This window comes from Sphaerotilus uruguayifluvii (genome assembly GCF_013294065.1).
GTDB classification, from domain to species: Bacteria; Pseudomonadota; Gammaproteobacteria; order Burkholderiales; family Burkholderiaceae_C; genus Sphaerotilus; species Sphaerotilus uruguayifluvii.
In genome coordinates, this window is record NZ_JABSNM010000026.1 from 35870 (window position 1) to 52162 (window position 16293).

A 16293-nucleotide genomic window follows, 5' to 3' on the forward strand; every position below is an offset into this window, starting at 1 on the left:
GCTCCCGTTCTGGCAATTTCACCAAGAGGCCATCTTGCACGAATGCGGCTGCGCCGTCTGCTCCGGCGCGAGGTAGCGCACGGTGCGGAAGCCGTAGCCGCTGCCCTCGACATCGAAGCGCACGCCCTCGCTGCCGGCCTTCTGCATCGTGCTGACGTAGAGCGGCTGGATGAACTGGTGGTCGGCGGCGCGCATCTGACCCGCGCCCAGGCCGCCCAGCGAGCGGCCGTCGAAGCGCGCGCCCGCCAGTGCCTTGCCGATCGCGGTCGCGTCCAGCGAGCCCGCGCGCTCGATCGCCTGCGCCAGCATCTCGACCATCACCTGCATGCGCAGGTGCAGGTAGTCGTCCTCGGGCTTCGGGAAGCGCTGGTGGAAAGCGCGCACCAGCGCGTCGGAGGCCTTGTCGCCGACGTTCGGATGCCATTCGGCCACCGCGACCACCCGCCCCACCCCGCTCTCGCCCAGCGTGGCCGGCACGCCCAGCGCGTTGCCGTAGAAGGTGTAGAAGCGCCCCTCGAAGCCGACCTCGCGCGCCGCCTTGATCAGCAGCGTCAGGTCGTTGCCCCAGTTGCCGGTCAGCACCGCCTGCGCGCCGCTGGCCCGGATCTTGGTCGCGTAGGGCAGGAAGTCCTTGATGCGGCCGACCGGATGCAGTTCCTCGCCGACGATCTGGATGTCGGGCCGGCGCGCAGCGATCATCTCGCGCCCCTTCTTCAGCACATGCTGGCCGAAGCTGTAGTCCTGGCCGATCAGATAGACCCGGCGCAGCGCGCTGTCCTGCTGCAGCACGTCGACCAGCGCCGACAGGCGCATGTCGGCATGCGCGTCGAAGCGGAAATGCCACGGACTGCATTTCTCGTTCGTCAGCACCGGATCGACCGCCGAGTAGTTCAGGAACAGCGCGCGGCGCTGCGGCTCGCGGGCGTTGTGGCGGTTGAGCGCCTCGACCAGCGCGGCCGCCACCGCCGAGCTGTTGCCCTGCATCACCACCGGCACGGCCTGGTCGGTGGCCGCGCGCAGCAGCGCCAGCGCCTCCTCGGTCGAGCCCTTGCTGTCCATGCGCACCAGCTCGAGCGGGCGCGCGCCGCCGGGCAGCTTCACGCCGCCGCGGGCATTGACCCGCTCGATCGCCCAGCCCAGGTTGCGCGCCACCGCCTCGCCGGCGTTGGCGAACGGGCCCGACAGGCCCTCGATCAGCGCCAGCCGCACCGGCTCGGCGGCCTGGGCCGCAGCACACAGGCCGAGCAGCGCACCGGCCAGAGCGGCGCGCGCGACGACATTCAGACGGAAGTTCATCTCGGACCTCGGATGCGGATCAGACGCTGGCCAGATCCCAGCGCGGGCGGACATCGAAGTCGTACTGGCGCCGCGCCTCGGCCTGGCCGGACTGCAGCCGCATCGCCGCGGCCAGCGCGATCATCGCGCCGTTGTCGGTGCACAGGTGCAGCTCGGGATAGTGCACCCGCACGCCGCGGCGGCGGCACTGCGCGTCCAGATCGGCGCGCAGCTGGCGGTTGGCGCCGACGCCGCCGGCCACCACCAGGCGCTTCAGCCCGGTCTGCTTCAGCGCCAGCATCGACTTGGCCACCAGCACCTCGACGATCGCCGCCTGGGTCGAGGCGGCCAGATCGGCGCGTTCCTGCGCATGGCCGTCGCCGGCCATGTCCTCGCCGGCGTCGATCTTCGCCAGCTGGGTCCACACGGCCGTCTTCAGCCCGGCGAAGGAGAAGTCGAGCAGATCGCCGCGCAGCAGCGGCCGCGGCAGCCGGTAGGCCTGCGGATTGCCCTGCTCGGCCAGCCGCGCCAGCGCCGGCCCGCCCGGATAGCCCAGGCCGAGCATCTTGGCCGACTTGTCGAAGGCCTCGCCGGCCGCGTCGTCGATGGTCTCGCCGAGCAGCTGGTAGCGGCCGACGCCGTCGACCCGCATCAGCTGGGTGTGCCCGCCCGAGACCAGCAGCGCGACGAAGGGAAACTCCGGCGGATCGGCCGAGAGGAAGGGCGACAGCAGGTGACCCTCGAGGTGATGCACGCCCAGCACCGGCCGGTCCAGCGCCATCGCCAGCGCGCAGGCCGCGCCGGCGCCCACCAGCAGCGCCCCGGCCAGGCCGGGCCCGCGGGTGTGCGCGACGACATCGACCGCCTCCAGCCCCAGGCCGGCGCCGGCCAGCGTCTCGCGCAGCAGCGGCACGACGCGGCGGATGTGGTCGCGCGAGGCCAGCTCCGGCACCACGCCGCCGTAGGCCTGGTGCATGTCGATCTGGCTGTGCAGCGCATGCGCCAGCAGCCGCGGCGCGGCCGCGCCGGCCGCCCCCTCGGGCAGCTCGACCAGCGCCACGCCGGTCTCGTCGCAGGAGGACTCGATGCCCAGCACGCGAAGCGGAGCCGTGCTCATGCGCGCCTCCCGGCCCAGACCCAGATCAGGGCGCCGGCGACGACCATCGGCACGCAAAGCCACTGGCCCATGCTGAGGTTCAGCGCCAGCAGGCCCAGGAAGCTGTCAGGCTCGCGGAAATACTCGGCGATGAAGCGGAACATCCCGTAGCCGACGAGGAACAGGCCCGAGACGCGACCCCAGACCACCGTGCCGTCGGCGCGGTGATGGGCGCCGCGGCTGCGGCCGTACAGCCACAGGATGGCGAAGAGCAGCAGCCCCTCCATCAGGAACTGGTAGACCTGCGAGGGGTGGCGCGGCAGGTCGGTGCCCGACTGCGGGAAGACCATCGCCCAGGGCAGCGACGCGTCGGCCGCCCGGCCCCAGAGCTCGCCGTTGATGAAGTTGCCGACGCGCCCGCAGGCCAGGCCGGTGGGCACGCAGGGGGCGACCAGATCGGTCACCTCGAGAAAGCGGCGCTTGCGCACCCAGGCGAACACCGCCAGCGCCACGATCACGCCCAGCAGCCCGCCGTGGAAGGCCATGCCGCCCTTCCAGACCGCGACGATCTCGGCCGGATGGGCCAGGTAGTAGGCCGGCTTGTAGAACAGCACATAGCCCAGACGCCCGCCCAGGATGACGCCGACGATGCCGTAGAACAGCAGGTCCTCGACCTCGCGCGGCGTCCAGCCGCGCGCGGCATAGACCGGCTGCAGGATGCGGCGGGTGGCCAGCCAGTAGAACAGGCCGAAGGCGGCCAGATAGGTCAGACCGTACCAGTGGACCTGGACGGGGCCGAGCGCAAGCGCGACCGGATCGAACTGGGGATGGATCAGCATGGGAGCGGATGATAAGGGGCGGCCCTGCCCGCCGCCTTGCATCCCGCCGATCCCGCGCCGCGGCGTTCAGCGCGGCGGTGCGCGGCGGCCGAGCGCGTCGATCGTGGCGCGACGGCGCTCGCGGCGGCGCGCGTCGTGGCGCGCCTCCTGCAGGCGCCGGGTGCGCCCGGTCAGGTCCGACAGATGCCACCACAGCGGCGCCAGCGCCAGCGGCAGCAGCACCACCCACCAGCTCCAGTTCGCCACCGCCCCGATTCCGGCCGCCTTCAGCACGATGCCCAGCAGCCCCAGCACGACGAGTCCCATCGCGAATCCCCCTTGCGCGGCCGGTGCCTCCGGCCCTGTCTGTCCAGTCCCCGAAGAGCATAACCCGCCCTGGCCGGTGCGGGGCGTGTCTGCATCAAGGAAGGTCAACGCGCCGGCTCCTACAATCGTTGCACTGCATGTTTCCTCAACCCACCGCAACGGAAGTCCACGCGATGAAATCCCTGCTCGCACTCGCCGCCCTGACCGCCGCCGCCACGCTGGCCGCCCCGGCCTTCGCCGCCGACGCGCCCGCCGACCTGGCCTCCAAGAAGGGCTGCCTGGCCTGCCACGCCATCGACAAGAAGCTGGTCGGCCCGGCCTACCAGGAAGTCGCGGCCAAGCTGGCCGACAAGGTCGTCAAGGGCGGCTCCGGCGTCTGGGGCCCGGTGCCGATGCCGGCCAACAACGTCACGCCGGAAGAAGCCAAGACGCTGGTCGCCTGGGTGCTGAGCCAGAAGTGATGGCGTCCGGCGGACTCGCCGGATCGCGGGTCGGACCGACGCGCTGACGCAGCGGCCACCCGACAAGAAAAAAGCCCCGCACCGCGGGGCTTCGTTCTTTCCGGCCCGCATCACGCGGGCCGGACAGACACCGTCCGGGATCAGTAGGCCTGGCCCAGCTGACCCAGGATCGCCGGGTTCTCCAGCGTCGAGGTGTCCTGCGTGATGTCCTCGCCCTTGGCGATCGAGCGCAGCAGGCGGCGCATGATCTTGCCCGAGCGGGTCTTGGGCAGGTTCTCGCCGAAGCGGATGTCCTTGGGCTTGGCGATCGGGCCGATCTCGCGACCGACGTGATCGCGCAGCTGCTTGGCGATGGCCTTGGCCTCGTCGCCTGCCGGCAGCGGACGCTTCAGCACGACGAAGGCGCAGACGGCCTCGCCGGTGGTCTCGTCCGGACGACCGACGACCGCGGCCTCGGCGACCAGGTCGGTGCAGCTCACCAGCGCCGACTCGATCTCCATCGTGCCCATGCGGTGGCCGGAGACGTTCAGCACGTCGTCGATGCGGCCGGTGATGGTGAAGTAGCCGGTCTTGGCGTCACGGATCGCGCCGTCGCCGGCGAGATACAGCTGGCCCTTGAAGTCCTCGGGGTAGTAGGACTTCTTGAATCGCTCCGGGTCGCCCCAGATCGTGCGGATCATCGACGGCCACGGCTTCTTGCAGACCAGGATGCCGCCCTTGCCCCACGGCAGCTCGGTGCCGGTCTCGTCGACGACGGCGAACTGGATGCCCGGGAACGGCAGCGTGCACGAACCCGGCACCATCGGCGTGGCGCCCGGCAGCGGGGTGATCATGTGGCCGCCGGTCTCGGTCTGCCAGAAGGTGTCGACGATCGGGCAGCGGCTGCCGCCGACGTGCTGGTAGTACCACTCCCAGGCGGCCGGGTTGATCGGCTCGCCCACCGAGCCCAGCAGACGCAGCGACGACAGGTCGTAGCTCTTCGGATGCACCGCGTCGTTCGACTCGGCTGCCTTGATCAGCGAGCGGATCGCGGTCGGCGCGGTGTAGAAGATCGAGACCTTGTGGTCCTGGATCATCTTCCAGAAGCGGCCGGCGTCCGGGTAGGTCGGCACGCCCTCGAACACGATCTCGGTGCCGCCCAGCGCCAGCGGGCCGTAGGTGATGTAGGTGTGGCCGGTGACCCAGCCGATGTCGGCGGTGCACCAGAAGACATCGTCCTGCTTCAGGTCGAAGGTCCACTTGCAGGTCAGCGCAGCGTGCAGCAGGTAGCCGCCGGTGCAGTGCTGCACGCCCTTGGGCTTGCCGGTCGAGCCCGAGGTGTAGAGCAGGAACAGCGGGTGCTCGGCACCGACCCATTCCGGCTCGCAGGTGTCGGGCTGGCCTGCCGTGACGTCGGCCATCCAGACGTCGCGGCCTTCCTTCATCGTGACGGCGGCGTCGGCGCGGTTGACCACCAGCACCTTCTCGATCTTCTCGCAGCCCGGCATCGCCAGCGCCTCGTCGACGATCGCCTTCAGCGGCAGCTTCTTGCCGCCGCGGACCTGGCAGTCGGCGGTGATGACGGCCTTGGCGCCGGTGTCCTCGATGCGGTCGCGCAGCGACTGCGCCGAGAAGCCGCCGAACACCACCGAGTGCGTCGCGCCGATGCGGGCGCAGGCCTGCATCGCCGCCACGCCGTCGATCGACATCGCGATGTAGATGATGACGCGGTCGCCCTTGCCGATGCCCAGGCTCTTCAGGCCGTTGGCGATCTGGCAGGTCTTGGCCAGCAGCTCGCTGTAGGTGACCTTGGTGACCTCGCCGCCGTCGGCCTCGAAGATGATGGCGGTCTTGTCGCCCAGGCCGCGCTCGACGTTGCGATCCAGGCAGTTGTAGGAGGCGTTGAGCGTGCCGTCCTCGAACCACTTGAAGAACGGTGCCTCGGACTGGTTCAGCGTCTTGGTGAACGGCGTCTTCCAGCTGATCAGCTCGCGGGCGAGATCCGCCCAGTAACCTTCGTAATCCGCTTCGGCCTTGGCGCACAGCGCCTCGTAGGCCGCCATGCCGGAAACCGCTGCATTGGCCATGAAGGCCTCGGAAGGCATATAGAGCTTGGTATCGGGGGTATTCTCGGCTTGGGTCACGCGTGTCTCCTGCGGTGGAAAAGTGCCGGACCTGACAGTAGGCAGGGGCTCTTACGAAGCCCTTACTTCGCAAATTCCGTTCCCGGTCGTGCAAACCGTATCCGGCCCGACACACGCTTCATCCTGACACGCTGCAAACGCTGTCATCCGCTGGTTTTCCCTTGATCGTCGTTCGCATGCCGCAGCCATGGACAATTGCGCTGCAACAATCCTTTTCGGAAAAGATAATGGAAAACCCTGATCCGCGGACCTGACCCGCCAGGATGCCGCCTTCATCTCCCCGTCACATTCATTCACCAGAACGCTCGCTCATGGAATCTCGCAATACCCCTGGCCGCACGTCCGGCGCCTCGTCCGCCCCGGTGCTGTCGCGCCTGATCTTCGCCAGCCGCTGGCTGCAGCTGCCGCTCTACCTCGGCCTGATCCTTGCGCAGGGCGTCTACGTGCTGCAGTTCTGGAAGGAGCTGGTCCACCTGATCGAGGCGGCGCTGGGCGACCAGCATGCGCTCGAGATCCTGGTGCAGAGCATCGGCTACAAGAGCACGACGCCGATCACCGCGCTCAACGAGACCGTCATCATGCTGGTGGTGCTCGGGCTGATCGACGTGGTGATGATCTCCAACCTGCTGATCATGGTGATCGTCGGCGGCTACGAGACCTTCGTGTCGCGGCTGAACCTGGAAGGCCACCCGGATCAGCCCGAGTGGCTCGACCATGTCAACGCCTCGGTGCTGAAGGTCAAGCTGGGCATGGCGATCATCGGCATCAGCTCGATCCACCTGCTCAAGACCTTCATCAACGCCGAGAACTACAGCGACAAGACGCTGCTGTGGCAGACGATCATCCACGTCGCCTTTCTCGCCTCGGCGATGGCCATCGCGGCGACCGACCGGCTGATCCACCCGGCCGCGCCGGCCGGCGACGCCGGCCACTGAGACGCCGCGCCTCAGTGCGACTGCTGCGCCGGGGCCACCGCGGTCGCCGCGGTCAGCTCCGGACGCTGGCCCGCCGGGCAGTGCGCATCGCCGCCGGCGGTCAGCACCGGCTTCAGCAGCGGCACCATCGACTTCAGGATCTGCGTCGGCAGCGCGCTGGTGAACTTGTACTCGGCCGCCTCGGGCCCCAGCACGAAGGCGGTGAGCGTGCCGAAATGGCGCGGTCCGAGATAGAACACGAAGGTCGCGGTGCGGCTGGTGACCTTCGAGCCGGCCAGGCCGCCGCCGCGGGCATAGGTGTTGAGGCGGTTGTCGCCGGTGCCGGTCTTGCCGCCGATGACGAGAGGCTCCTGCCCCGGCGCGTCGAGCACGCCCTTCAGGCGCCGCGCGGTGCCCTCGCTGACCACCAGGCCCAGCGCCTTGCGCAGCGTCGTGGCGACCTCGGGCGCCATCGCCTGCTCGCCCTCGGCCGGCATGCGCCGCAGGCCCACCTCGTAGGGCGAGCCCGCCGCGAAGTGCAGGCGGTCGACCTGCACGGTCGGCAGCCGGCGGCCGTCGTTGACGATGATGCCCATCAGCTCGGCCAGCGCCGCCGGCCGGTCGCCGGAGCTGCCGATGGCCGTCGCGTAGGACGGCACCAGCGTCTCGAACGGGAAGCCGACCTTCTTCCACTGCGTGTGGATCTTCGCGAAGGCCTCGACCTCGAGCAGCTGCAGGATGCGGCTGTTCTGGCCCCGCCTGGCCTTGCTGCGCATCAGCCAGGCGTAGGACTGCTCGCGCTCGGTCGCGCCGGCGTCGAGCACCTTCTCCAGCGGCGCCTCCGGATGCTGGCGCAGATAGGCCGCGACCCACAGCTCCAGCGGATGCAGCCGCGCCAGGTAGCCGCGGTCGGCCAGCGAGTAGTTGCCCGGCGCATGGCGCTTGTAGAGCGTCTCGAGGTAATCGTCGGCCAGCGCCGCGCCTGGCAGGTGGCGGCGGACGTAGGCGGAGAAGTCGGCCTGCGAGCCCTCCGGCTCGACCGAGCGGTAGATCACCGCCAGCCGCGGCGCGGTGCGGTTGACGCTCTCGGCCAGCCGGTCGAGCACCTCGGCCGGCTCCTTGCCGTGGTGGCGCTGGTAGAACTTGCGCATGAACTGCCGCCCTTCCTTGTTGATGAAGAGCTTGAGCAGTTCCTGGCGGCGCGGGTTGTCGTCGTCGCCCTCGAGGATGTCGCTGGCATCGCTCGAGGCGTGGTACATGTGGTGGTAGACGATGTCGCGCATCAGCCGGATGAACGGCAGGTTCAGCGAGTCGCGCAGCGACTCGTACATCGTCGGCAGCCGGCCGTTGTCGGCCGAGTGGAAGTTGGCGAAGACATGCGCGCCGCCGCCGGTGAAGAAGCTCTCGCCGGGGCTGGCCGAGTAGCGGCGCTGCATCGCCGCGTCCAGCATCGCCTCGAGCGAATGGTCGCCCGGGGCCGACAGCCAGTCGATCGCCCAGCGCGTCAGCCGGTCCTTCGAGCCGACCTCGACCGCGGCGAGCTGCGCACGGCTCATGCCGGCGTGCTGGCGGTGCAGCCCGGCGACGATGTCGAGATAGGTCGCCAGCGTGCGCAGCTTGGCGGTCGAGCCCAGCTCGAGCTTGGCGCCGCCGTTGATGTCGAAGGGCTGGTCCATGTTGTCCGTCTGCACCCGGACCAGGTTGGCGCCCTCGCCGCGCTCGTAGAGCGTGAAGCTGTAGAGCAGCTTCGACGGGTCGCCCTTCTCGAGCAGCTGGAAGCCGATCAGCCCGGCCTCGCGCGCGGCGGCCGGATCGCGCAGCCGGTGCAGCAGCGCGGTGATCTCGCGCTGCAGCCGGCCGTCGAGCGGGCTCGACGCGCTCAGGTCGAAGCGGTCGAGCTCGTACAGGCGGGGCGTGCTCAGCAGCGACGACAGCTGCACCCGCAGCAGCGAGGCGGCGTTGTGCTCGCCGAAGTCCAGGTTCGGGATGGCGCCGGCATGGGCCGGGCGCACGTCCAGCGGCGCGGCCAGCGCCGCGTCGCGCAGGGCCGGCCCGATGACGCCCTCGGCGGCGAGCAGGCGCAGGTAGCTGGCGGTCATGCCCATCAGCTGCTCGTGGCCCGGCCCGAAGAAGTGCGCCGGGCGGCGCTGCGCGATCAGCAGGCTGAGCACGCGCCGCAGCGCCAGGCCGCGCTCGGCCAGGCCCTCGGCCTGATCGGAGGGCTGGACCAGCAGCCGGTTGCTGGCCGCGACGTCCGCGCCGTACCAGGCCTGCAGGCCGTCGTTGACGCCGTGCACCTCGCCCCAGCCGCGCTGCGCGCCCAGCGGCAGGCTGTTGAGGTAGTCGAGCAGGATGCGCCGGCGCGCCGCCACCGTGTTCTCGCCGTCGCGGTAGGCACGCACCGAGGCCGAGACCATCTGCAGGTACTTGTCATGCGCCGAAGCGGTGCGCCCTTCGGGCGAATGGCGGAACTTCTCGGTCTGCGTCGCCAGCGTGCTGCCGCCGGCGGCGGCATGGTCGTCGTCGGCGAGCGCGACGACCTGGTCGACCACCGCCTTGCCCAGGCGCGTCCACTCGATGGCCGGGTTGTGCAGCGGCTCGGCGGTGTCGAGCACCTCGCGGTTCTCGATGAAGCCGAGCATGCGCGCCACCACCGGCGGCACCTCCTCCTCGGTCGCGTAGGTGTGCAGCGGAAAGCGCGAGCGGAACAGCGGCTCGCCGCGGCAGTCCAGCACCCGCAGGCCCGCCTGCACCCGCTCCGGATACGGCGGGAAGAAGCCGCGGTCCATGAACTCCTGCAGCGCCGGCGACTGCTGCGCCTGCGAGGTCACCGCGTAGCCGCGCGGCTGCAGCGACGCGAGGAACTCGGGAATGCGGGTGTAGCCCATGCGGATGTCGCTCGGGCCGGTCTTCGGATAGCGGCTCGCGGTGGCCGGCCCAGGACGGGTCTCGTGGCGCAGCTTCGCCGACCATTCGGCGAAGAAGCGCGCCTGCAGCGTCGAGGTGCGCATCTCCCACATCGCCACATGCGTCAGGCCGGCGAGCACCACCGCGGCGGTGCCCCAGCGCGCCAGGATGCCCGGCCAGCGCCTCGGCGCCGGCGCCGCCGCGGGGGCGGGCGCCGCGGCGGTGGCTCCCGCCTCGGGCGCCGGCGCCGGGCCGGCCTCGTTCGTGGAAGGATGGGAGTTGTCGTCGCCAGGATTCATGTCGGCCCGACCTGTGCTTTCACAAAACTGTTACCGGGACAAGAGCCCCGCTCCGCGCAATCCGTGAACCAGGACACGCGAGTCGAGCTTAACTGAATACCCTTCGGGACCAGGGGCTGAAGAACCCCCCGAAAGACAGGCTTCAGCACAGGCAGACGCGCAATATCGCGCCTTCGGCCCGACAGGCGCCGCCACGGAGCGCCTTCGGTACACTCGCCGCTCTGTCGGCAGCGCCGAGCCGGCTGTGCCAGATTGATGCAAGTCGGCCGGCGCACCATCGCGACCCCGACGACTTCGCCTCAGGGCGAAGCGTCATCGACCCTCGAAAGCCCCAGCCCGCCATGACCATCATCCGCCAGGACGACCTGATCGAATCGGTCGCCGCCGCACTCCAGTACATCAGCTACTACCACCCGGCCGACTACATCGCCCATCTGGCGCGCGCCTACGAGCGCGAGGAAAGCCCGGCCGCCAAGGACGCGATCGCGCAGATCCTGACCAACTCGCGCATGTGCGCCGAGGGCCGCCGCCCGATCTGCCAGGACACCGGCATCGTCAACGTGTTCCTGAAGATCGGCATGGACGTGAAGTGGCAGGGCTTCACCGGCTCGATCCAGGACGCGATCGACGAAGGCGTGCGCCGCGGCTACAACAACCCCGACAACAAGCTGCGCGCCTCGGTGCTCTCCGACCCGATCTTCGAGCGCAAGAACACCAAGGACAACACGCCGGCGGTGGTCTTCATGGAGGTCGTGCCGGGCGACAAGCTCGACATCACGGTCGCGGCCAAGGGCGGCGGCTCGGAGAACAAGTCCAAGGTCTACATGCTCAACCCCTCGGACAACATCGTCGACTGGGTGCTGAAGACCGTGCCGACGATGGGCGCGGGCTGGTGCCCGCCGGGCATGCTGGGCATCGGCGTCGGCGGCACCGCGGAGAAGGCCGCGCTGCTGGCCAAGGAAGCGCTGATGGACGACATCGACATGTACGAGCTGCTCGAGCGCGGCCCGCAGAACAAGCTCGAAGAGCTGCGCATCGAGCTGTACGAGAAGGTCAACGCGCTGGGCATCGGCGCTCAAGGCCTGGGCGGCCTGACGACCGTGCTGGACGTCAAGATCAAGACCTACCCGACGCACGCCGCCTCCAAGCCGATCGCGATGATCCCGAACTGCGCCGCCACCCGCCACGCGCACTTCGTGATGGACGGCTCGGGCCCGGTCTACATGGACCCGCCGAGCCTGGACCTGTGGCCGAACGTCAACTGGGCGCCGGACTACAACAAGAGCAAGCGCGTCGACCTGAACACGCTCACGCCCGCCGAGGTCGCCAGCTGGAAGCCGGGCGACACGCTGCTGCTCAACGGCAAGATGCTCACCGGCCGCGACGCCGCGCACAAGCGCATCCAGGACATGCTGGCCAAGGGCGAGGAGCTGCCGGTCGACTTCACCAACCGCGTCATCTACTACGTCGGCCCGGTCGATCCGGTGCGCGACGAGGTCGTCGGCCCGGCCGGCCCGACCACCGCCACCCGCATGGACAAGTTCACCCGCATGATGCTGGAGAAGACCGGCCTGATCGCGATGGTGGGCAAGGCCGAGCGCGGCCCGGTCGCCATCGAGGCCATCAAGGACGCCAAGAGCGCCTACCTGATGGCCGTCGGCGGCTCGGCCTACCTGGTGTCGAAGGCGATCAAGGCGGCCAAGGTCGTCGGCTTCGCCGACCTGGGCATGGAAGCGATCTACGAGTTCGACGTCGTCGACATGCCGGTGACGGTGGCGGTGGACGCCGGCGGCACCTCGGCCCACATCGAGGGGCCGAAGGTCTGGCAGGCCAGGATCGGCAAGATCCCGGTCGTCGAGGGCTGATCAGCCGCCGGCTCGGCGGGGCCCGCGGGCGCGCCGGCGCACCCGGGCCTTGCGGAGCTCCTCGACCAGCATCACGCCGGCGGCCAGCCCGGTCAGCGCCGCCAGCGTGCCGGCCGGCAGCGGCACGGTGTGGAACATCGCCGCCAGCGGCGGCCACGCCAGCACCAGCGCCTGCAGCACCACGCTCAGGCCCAGTCCGGCCAGCAGCCAGCGGTTGCCCGCGGCGCCCGTCAGCCCGCTCAGCGCGCTGGCCTGCGCCGAGCGGCAGTTCAGCAGGTTGAACCACTGGCACAGCACCAGCAGCGTGAAGACCTCGGTGCGCAGCACCCCGGCCGGCACGCCCTGCGCCTGGCGCCAGGCCATCCAGCCGGTGCACAGGCAGACGGTCGCCAGCGCCATCAGCGCGATGCGCCCGATCGCCTCGCGGCCGACCAGCGCATCGTCGCGTGGTCGCGGCGGGCGCCGCATCAGCGCCGCCTCGGGCGGATCGAGCACCAGCGCCAGCGTCAGCGTCGCCTCGGTGACCAGGTTGATCCACAGGATCTGCACCGCGTCCAGCGGCATCGGCCAGCCCGCCAGCAGCGCCAGCAGCAGCAGCGCCACCTCGTCGAGCGAGGTCGCGAACAGGAACAGGATCACCTTCTTCAGGTTCGCGCTCACCGCCCGGCCCTGACGCACCGCCTCGACCAGCGTCGTGAAGCGGTCGTCGGTCAGCACCACCTTCGCGGCGCCCTTGGCGACCTCGGTGCCGGTGCGCCCCATGGCCACGCCGACATCGGCCTGCGCCAGCGCCGGCGCGTCGTTGACGCCGTCGCCGGTCATCGCGACCACCTCGCCGCCGGCCTGCAGCGCCTCGACGATCCGCAGCTTCTGCGCCGGCTGCACCCGCGCGAACACCGCCACCCGCGGCAGCGCCTCGCGCAGCCCCGCCGCGTCGAGCCGTTCCAGCGCCGCGCCGTCCATCACCTGGTCGCCGTCGCGGGCGATGTCGAGCCGGCGCGCGATCGCCAGCCCGGTCAGCGCGTGGTCGCCGGTGATCATCACCGTGCGGATGCCGGCGGCGCGGCAGGCGGCGACCGCGTCGCGCGCCTCCTCGCGCGGCGGATCGATCTGGCCGACCAGACCGAGCAGCCCCAGGTCCGCGGGCTCGGCCGGCAGGCCGGCGGCGGCCTCGTCGGGCGCCAGCCTGCGCTCGGCCACCGCCAGCACCCGCAGCGCCTGCGCGGCCATCGCCTCGGCCTGCGCGCGGGCGGCGTGCAGCGCCGGCCCCGGGCGGCAGCGCGCGAGCACCGCCTCCGGCGCGCCCTTGACGATCAGCCGCGCCCCCTCCCCGGGAGCCAGCGGCCGGTGCAGCGTCGCCATGCGCTGGACCTGCGCGTCGAAGGGCTGCTCGGCCAGACGCGGCCACTGCCGGCGCAGCGCCTGCGCCTCCAGGCCCTGCCGCGCCGCGGCGACGACCAGCGCCACCTCGGTCGGGTCGCCGCTGGCCGCCTCGGCATCGCTGCACAGCACCGCCGCCTCGAGCAGATCCCGGGGCGCGAGCGCCGCCCCGTCCGGCTGCGGCGCGCACCACAGCGCCTGCACCGTCATCTCGTTGCGGGTCAGCGTGCCGGTCTTGTCGGTGCAGATCACCGTGGTCGCGCCCAGCGTCTCGACCGCCGACAGCCGGCGGATGATCGCGCCCTGGGCCGCCATGCGCTGCATGCCCGCCGCCAGCGCCAGCGTGACCGCGACCGGCAGGCCCTCGGGCACCATCGACACCATCTGGCTGACCGCCACCATCAGCAGCTCGCCCGCCGGCAGGCCGCGCAGCAGCCCCAGCGCCAGCACCAGCAGGAACAGCCCCAGCGCCGCCCAGGCCAGCGCACGGCCGAAGCGCGCGATGCGCCGCTCCAGCGGCGTGGCCGGCTCGACCGCCGCGGCGGTCAGCCCGGCGATCCGGCCGACCTCGGTGGCCGCGCCGGTGGCCACCACCACCGCGCGGGCCCGCCCCGCGCTCAGGTGCGTGCCCGAATGCAGCATCGACGCCCGCTCGGCAGGCGCCGCCTCGGCCGCCACCGCCAGCACCGACTTGGCCACCGGCACCGACTCGCCGGTCAGCGCCGCCTCGGCCGCCTGCAGCCGCACCGCCTCGAGCAGCCGCGCATCGGCCCCGACCGCATCGCCGGCGGCCAGCAGCAGGATGTCGCCGGGCACCAGCGCCGCGGCCGCGACCGACTGCGCCCGGCCGTCGCGCAGCACGCTCGCCTGCAGCGCCGAGAGCCGGCGCAGCGCGGCCATCGAGCGCTCGGCGCGCCCCTCCTGCAGCTGGCCGATCAGCGCATTGACGACGATGACCAGCGCGATGACGCCGGCGTCGCCGCGGTGGCCGAGCAGCAGCGCCAGCGCGGCCGCCGCGACCAGGATCAGCACCAGCGGACTGGCGAAGGGCCGCAGCCAGCGCCGCCAGGCCGGCGACGGCGCCGGCTGGGGCAGGCGGTTGTCGCCGTGGCGGGCGCGCCGGCGCGCGACCTCCGCCTCGTCCAGGCCACGGTCGGCATCCACCTGCAGCCGCCTCAGCACCTCGTCGGGCGGCAGCGCATGCCAGGCGGGCGGAGCATCGGCGGGATCAGGCAGCAACGGGGGCATCGGCGGTTCTCTCCGGCAGGGGCGGGTCGGTCAGCGACCCCGCTGACCGCAGACAGCATCGGGGCAGCCGGCGCAGCCGGAATTGAGAAACATCAAGCACATGCTGCAGCCCACAAGCCCACAGCCCGCGGCCCTGCCGCCGCACGACGCAGCGGCGCTCAGGCCGGCAGCGCGGCGTCGGTCGCCGGCCGGATCGAAGCCGGCGCGCCCAGGCCGGCGCGGCACAGCCGCTCGAACTCCGCCGCCGGCATCGGTCGCCCGAACAGATAGCCCTGCAGCTCGTCGCAGCCGAGGCGCTGCAGCGCCTCGGCCTGCGCCGGCACCTCGATGCCCTCGGCGACCGTGTGCTTGCCCAGCGACTGCGCCAGCGTCAGGATCGCCCGGGTGATCGCCAGCGCCGAGGCGTCGCTGCCCAGGTCGCGCACGAAGGCGCGGTCGACCTTCATCACGTCGACCGGCAGGTCGCGCAGCGTCGCCATCGACGAGTAGCCGGTGCCGAAGTCGTCCAGCGCGACCAGCACGCCGCGCTGGCGCAGCTCGGTCAGCTGCGCGCTGGCCTGGCGTGCGTCGCCGACCAGCAGGCTCTCGGTCACCTCCAGCTCGAGCTGCTGCCACGGCACGCCGTGGCGCACCAGCGCCGCCTCGACCTCCTCGACCAGCCGGCCCGACTGCAGCTGGCGCGGCGAGACGTTCACCGACACCCGCTGGATCGCCAGCCCGTCGCGGCGCCAGCGCGCCAGCTGCGCGCAGGTGCGATCGAGCACCCACAGGCCGATCGCCGCGATCAGGTCCGACTCCTCCGCCAGCGGGATGAACACGCCCGGCGGCACCAGCCCGCGCACCGGATGCTGCCAGCGCACCAGCGCCTCGGCCGAGACGATGCGGCCGGCGTGGACGCCGACCCGCGGCTGGAAGTGCAGCACCAGCTCGTCGCGCGCCACCGCCTGGCGCAGGTCGGCCAGCAGCGCGCTGCGCTCGCTCAGCCGTGCGTCGAGCGGCGCCTCGAACATCACGTGGCGACCGCGGCCGCCCTCCTTGGCGATGTACATCGCCATGTCGGCATGGCGCAGCAGCGCGCTGCGGCTGCGGCCGTGCTCGGGCGCCAGCGCGATGCCGACGCTGGCGCCGAGGAAATGCTCGCGCCCGCCGACCTGGAAGGGCACCGCCATGCGCCGGCACACCGCCGCCGCCACCTCGACGGCCTGCTCGGCCCCGGCCCCCGGCAGCACGATGACGAACTCGTCGCCGCCGGGCCGCGCCACCGGCGAGCGCACCGGCGCGCAGCCCTCGAGCCGGTCGGCCGCCTGGCGCAGCAGCTCGTCGCCGAGCCCGTGGCCGAGGCTGTCGTTGACCGACTTGAAGTTGTCGAGATCGATGAACAGCACCGCCAGCGCCGGCTCGGCGGCCTGGGCGCCGGAATCGGCTTCGGCCACGCCGGCCGCGGGCTCGAGCCGCTCGTCGAGCAGCTGGTGCAGGCCGTTGCGACTGAGTAACCGTCTTTCGAGTCAAGCGCCGTGAAGCGATGTGTCCCAAGGTTTGTTGGTTTTGACCATGGCGTTGAGCATGGTCACGAGCTTGCG

At 71.4% G+C, this 16293-nt stretch carries 11 protein-coding genes; 3 read left to right on the forward strand and 8 right to left on the reverse strand.

Translation table 11 applies throughout. From position 1 onward, the window contains the following. Window positions 1-18 precede the first annotated feature (18 nt). From HNQ01_RS20320 to HNQ01_RS20335, 4 genes are all read right to left on the reverse strand, one after another. Complete coding sequence (locus HNQ01_RS20320; protein WP_217427631.1) at window positions 19-1296, reverse strand: branched-chain amino acid ABC transporter substrate-binding protein; 1278 nt, start codon at window positions 1294-1296, stop codon at window positions 19-21. Window positions 1297-1315: 19 nt separating this feature from the next. Then, a complete protein-coding gene (tsaD, locus tag HNQ01_RS20325) occupies window positions 1316-2392 on the reverse strand; it encodes a tRNA (adenosine(37)-N6)-threonylcarbamoyltransferase complex transferase subunit TsaD (RefSeq protein ID WP_173807340.1) in 1077 nt (358 codons plus the stop codon). Continuing rightward, window positions 2389-3210 (reverse strand): prolipoprotein diacylglyceryl transferase, encoded by an 822-nt coding sequence (gene lgt, locus HNQ01_RS20330; protein ID WP_173807341.1) that lies wholly within the window; start codon window positions 3208-3210, stop codon window positions 2389-2391. The genes tsaD and lgt overlap by 4 nt, the downstream gene beginning before the upstream one ends. A 66-nt stretch (window positions 3211-3276) precedes the next feature. Continuing rightward, window positions 3277-3516: a TIGR04438 family Trp-rich protein gene (locus HNQ01_RS20335; RefSeq protein WP_173807342.1), complete on the reverse strand. Its 240-nt coding sequence runs from the start codon at window positions 3514-3516 to the stop codon at window positions 3277-3279. 173 nt (window positions 3517-3689) lie between these two features. Here HNQ01_RS20335 and HNQ01_RS20340 point away from each other — a divergent pair, with 173 nt between their 5' ends. Continuing rightward, window positions 3690-3977 carry a c-type cytochrome gene (locus HNQ01_RS20340; RefSeq protein WP_173807343.1) on the forward strand — a complete coding sequence of 96 codons (288 nt, stop codon included), beginning with the start codon at window positions 3690-3692 and terminating at the stop codon, window positions 3975-3977. A gap of 140 nt (window positions 3978-4117) precedes the next feature. On the opposite strand, the gene acs is transcribed toward HNQ01_RS20340, so the two are convergent. After that, window positions 4118-6061 carry an acetate--CoA ligase gene (gene acs / locus HNQ01_RS20345; RefSeq protein WP_217427634.1) on the reverse strand — a complete coding sequence of 648 codons (1944 nt, stop codon included), beginning with the start codon at window positions 6059-6061 and terminating at the stop codon, window positions 4118-4120. A gap of 350 nt (window positions 6062-6411) precedes the next feature. Between acs and HNQ01_RS20350 the strand changes: the two genes are divergently transcribed. Further along, the gene (locus HNQ01_RS20350) at window positions 6412-7035 is read left to right on the forward strand and encodes a TIGR00645 family protein (RefSeq protein ID WP_173807345.1); all 624 of its coding nucleotides are present in this window, start codon (window positions 6412-6414) and stop codon (window positions 7033-7035) included. Window positions 7036-7046: 11 nt separating this feature from the next. Here HNQ01_RS20350 and HNQ01_RS20355 read toward each other — a convergent pair whose 3' ends face one another. Beyond that, entirely contained in the window at window positions 7047-10220 is a 3174-nt protein-coding gene (locus tag HNQ01_RS20355; RefSeq protein WP_217427632.1) for a transglycosylase domain-containing protein, read from the reverse strand. 341 nt (window positions 10221-10561) lie between these two features. On the opposite strand from HNQ01_RS20355, the gene HNQ01_RS20360 reads away from it, so the two are divergent. Then, window positions 10562-12085 carry a fumarate hydratase gene (locus HNQ01_RS20360; protein WP_173807346.1) on the forward strand — a complete coding sequence of 508 codons (1524 nt, stop codon included), beginning with the start codon at window positions 10562-10564 and terminating at the stop codon, window positions 12083-12085. Here HNQ01_RS20360 and HNQ01_RS20365 read toward each other — a convergent pair whose 3' ends face one another. Both HNQ01_RS20365 and HNQ01_RS20370 read right to left on the reverse strand, forming a co-directional pair. Further along, entirely contained in the window at window positions 12086-14713 is a 2628-nt protein-coding gene (locus tag HNQ01_RS20365) for a cation-translocating P-type ATPase (RefSeq protein WP_173807347.1), read from the reverse strand. A gap of 158 nt (window positions 14714-14871) precedes the next feature. Beyond that, window positions 14872-16146 (reverse strand): putative bifunctional diguanylate cyclase/phosphodiesterase, encoded by a 1275-nt coding sequence (locus tag HNQ01_RS20370; protein ID WP_173807348.1) that lies wholly within the window; start codon window positions 16144-16146, stop codon window positions 14872-14874. Window positions 16147-16293: the final 147 nt, after the last annotated feature.

Coding starts and splice junctions, on each gene's coding strand:
- HNQ01_RS20320 (WP_217427631.1), bottom strand. CDS start 1,296: ATGAACTTCCGTCTGAATGTCGTCGCGCGCGCCGCTCTGGCCGGTGCG.
- tsaD (WP_173807340.1), bottom strand. CDS start 2,392: ATGAGCACGGCTCCGCTTCGCGTGCTGGGCATCGAGTCCTCCTGCGAC.
- lgt (WP_173807341.1), bottom strand. CDS start 3,210: ATGCTGATCCATCCCCAGTTCGATCCGGTCGCGCTTGCGCTCGGCCCC.
- HNQ01_RS20335 (WP_173807342.1), bottom strand. CDS start 3,516: ATGGGACTCGTCGTGCTGGGGCTGCTGGGCATCGTGCTGAAGGCGGCC.
- HNQ01_RS20340 (WP_173807343.1), top strand. CDS start 3,690: ATGAAATCCCTGCTCGCACTCGCCGCCCTGACCGCCGCCGCCACGCTG.
- acs (WP_217427634.1), bottom strand. CDS start 6,061: ATGCCTTCCGAGGCCTTCATGGCCAATGCAGCGGTTTCCGGCATGGCG.
- HNQ01_RS20350 (WP_173807345.1), top strand. CDS start 6,412: ATGGAATCTCGCAATACCCCTGGCCGCACGTCCGGCGCCTCGTCCGCC.
- HNQ01_RS20355 (WP_217427632.1), bottom strand. CDS start 10,220: ATGAATCCTGGCGACGACAACTCCCATCCTTCCACGAACGAGGCCGGC.
- HNQ01_RS20360 (WP_173807346.1), top strand. CDS start 10,562: ATGACCATCATCCGCCAGGACGACCTGATCGAATCGGTCGCCGCCGCA.
- HNQ01_RS20365 (WP_173807347.1), bottom strand. CDS start 14,713: ATGCCCCCGTTGCTGCCTGATCCCGCCGATGCTCCGCCCGCCTGGCAT.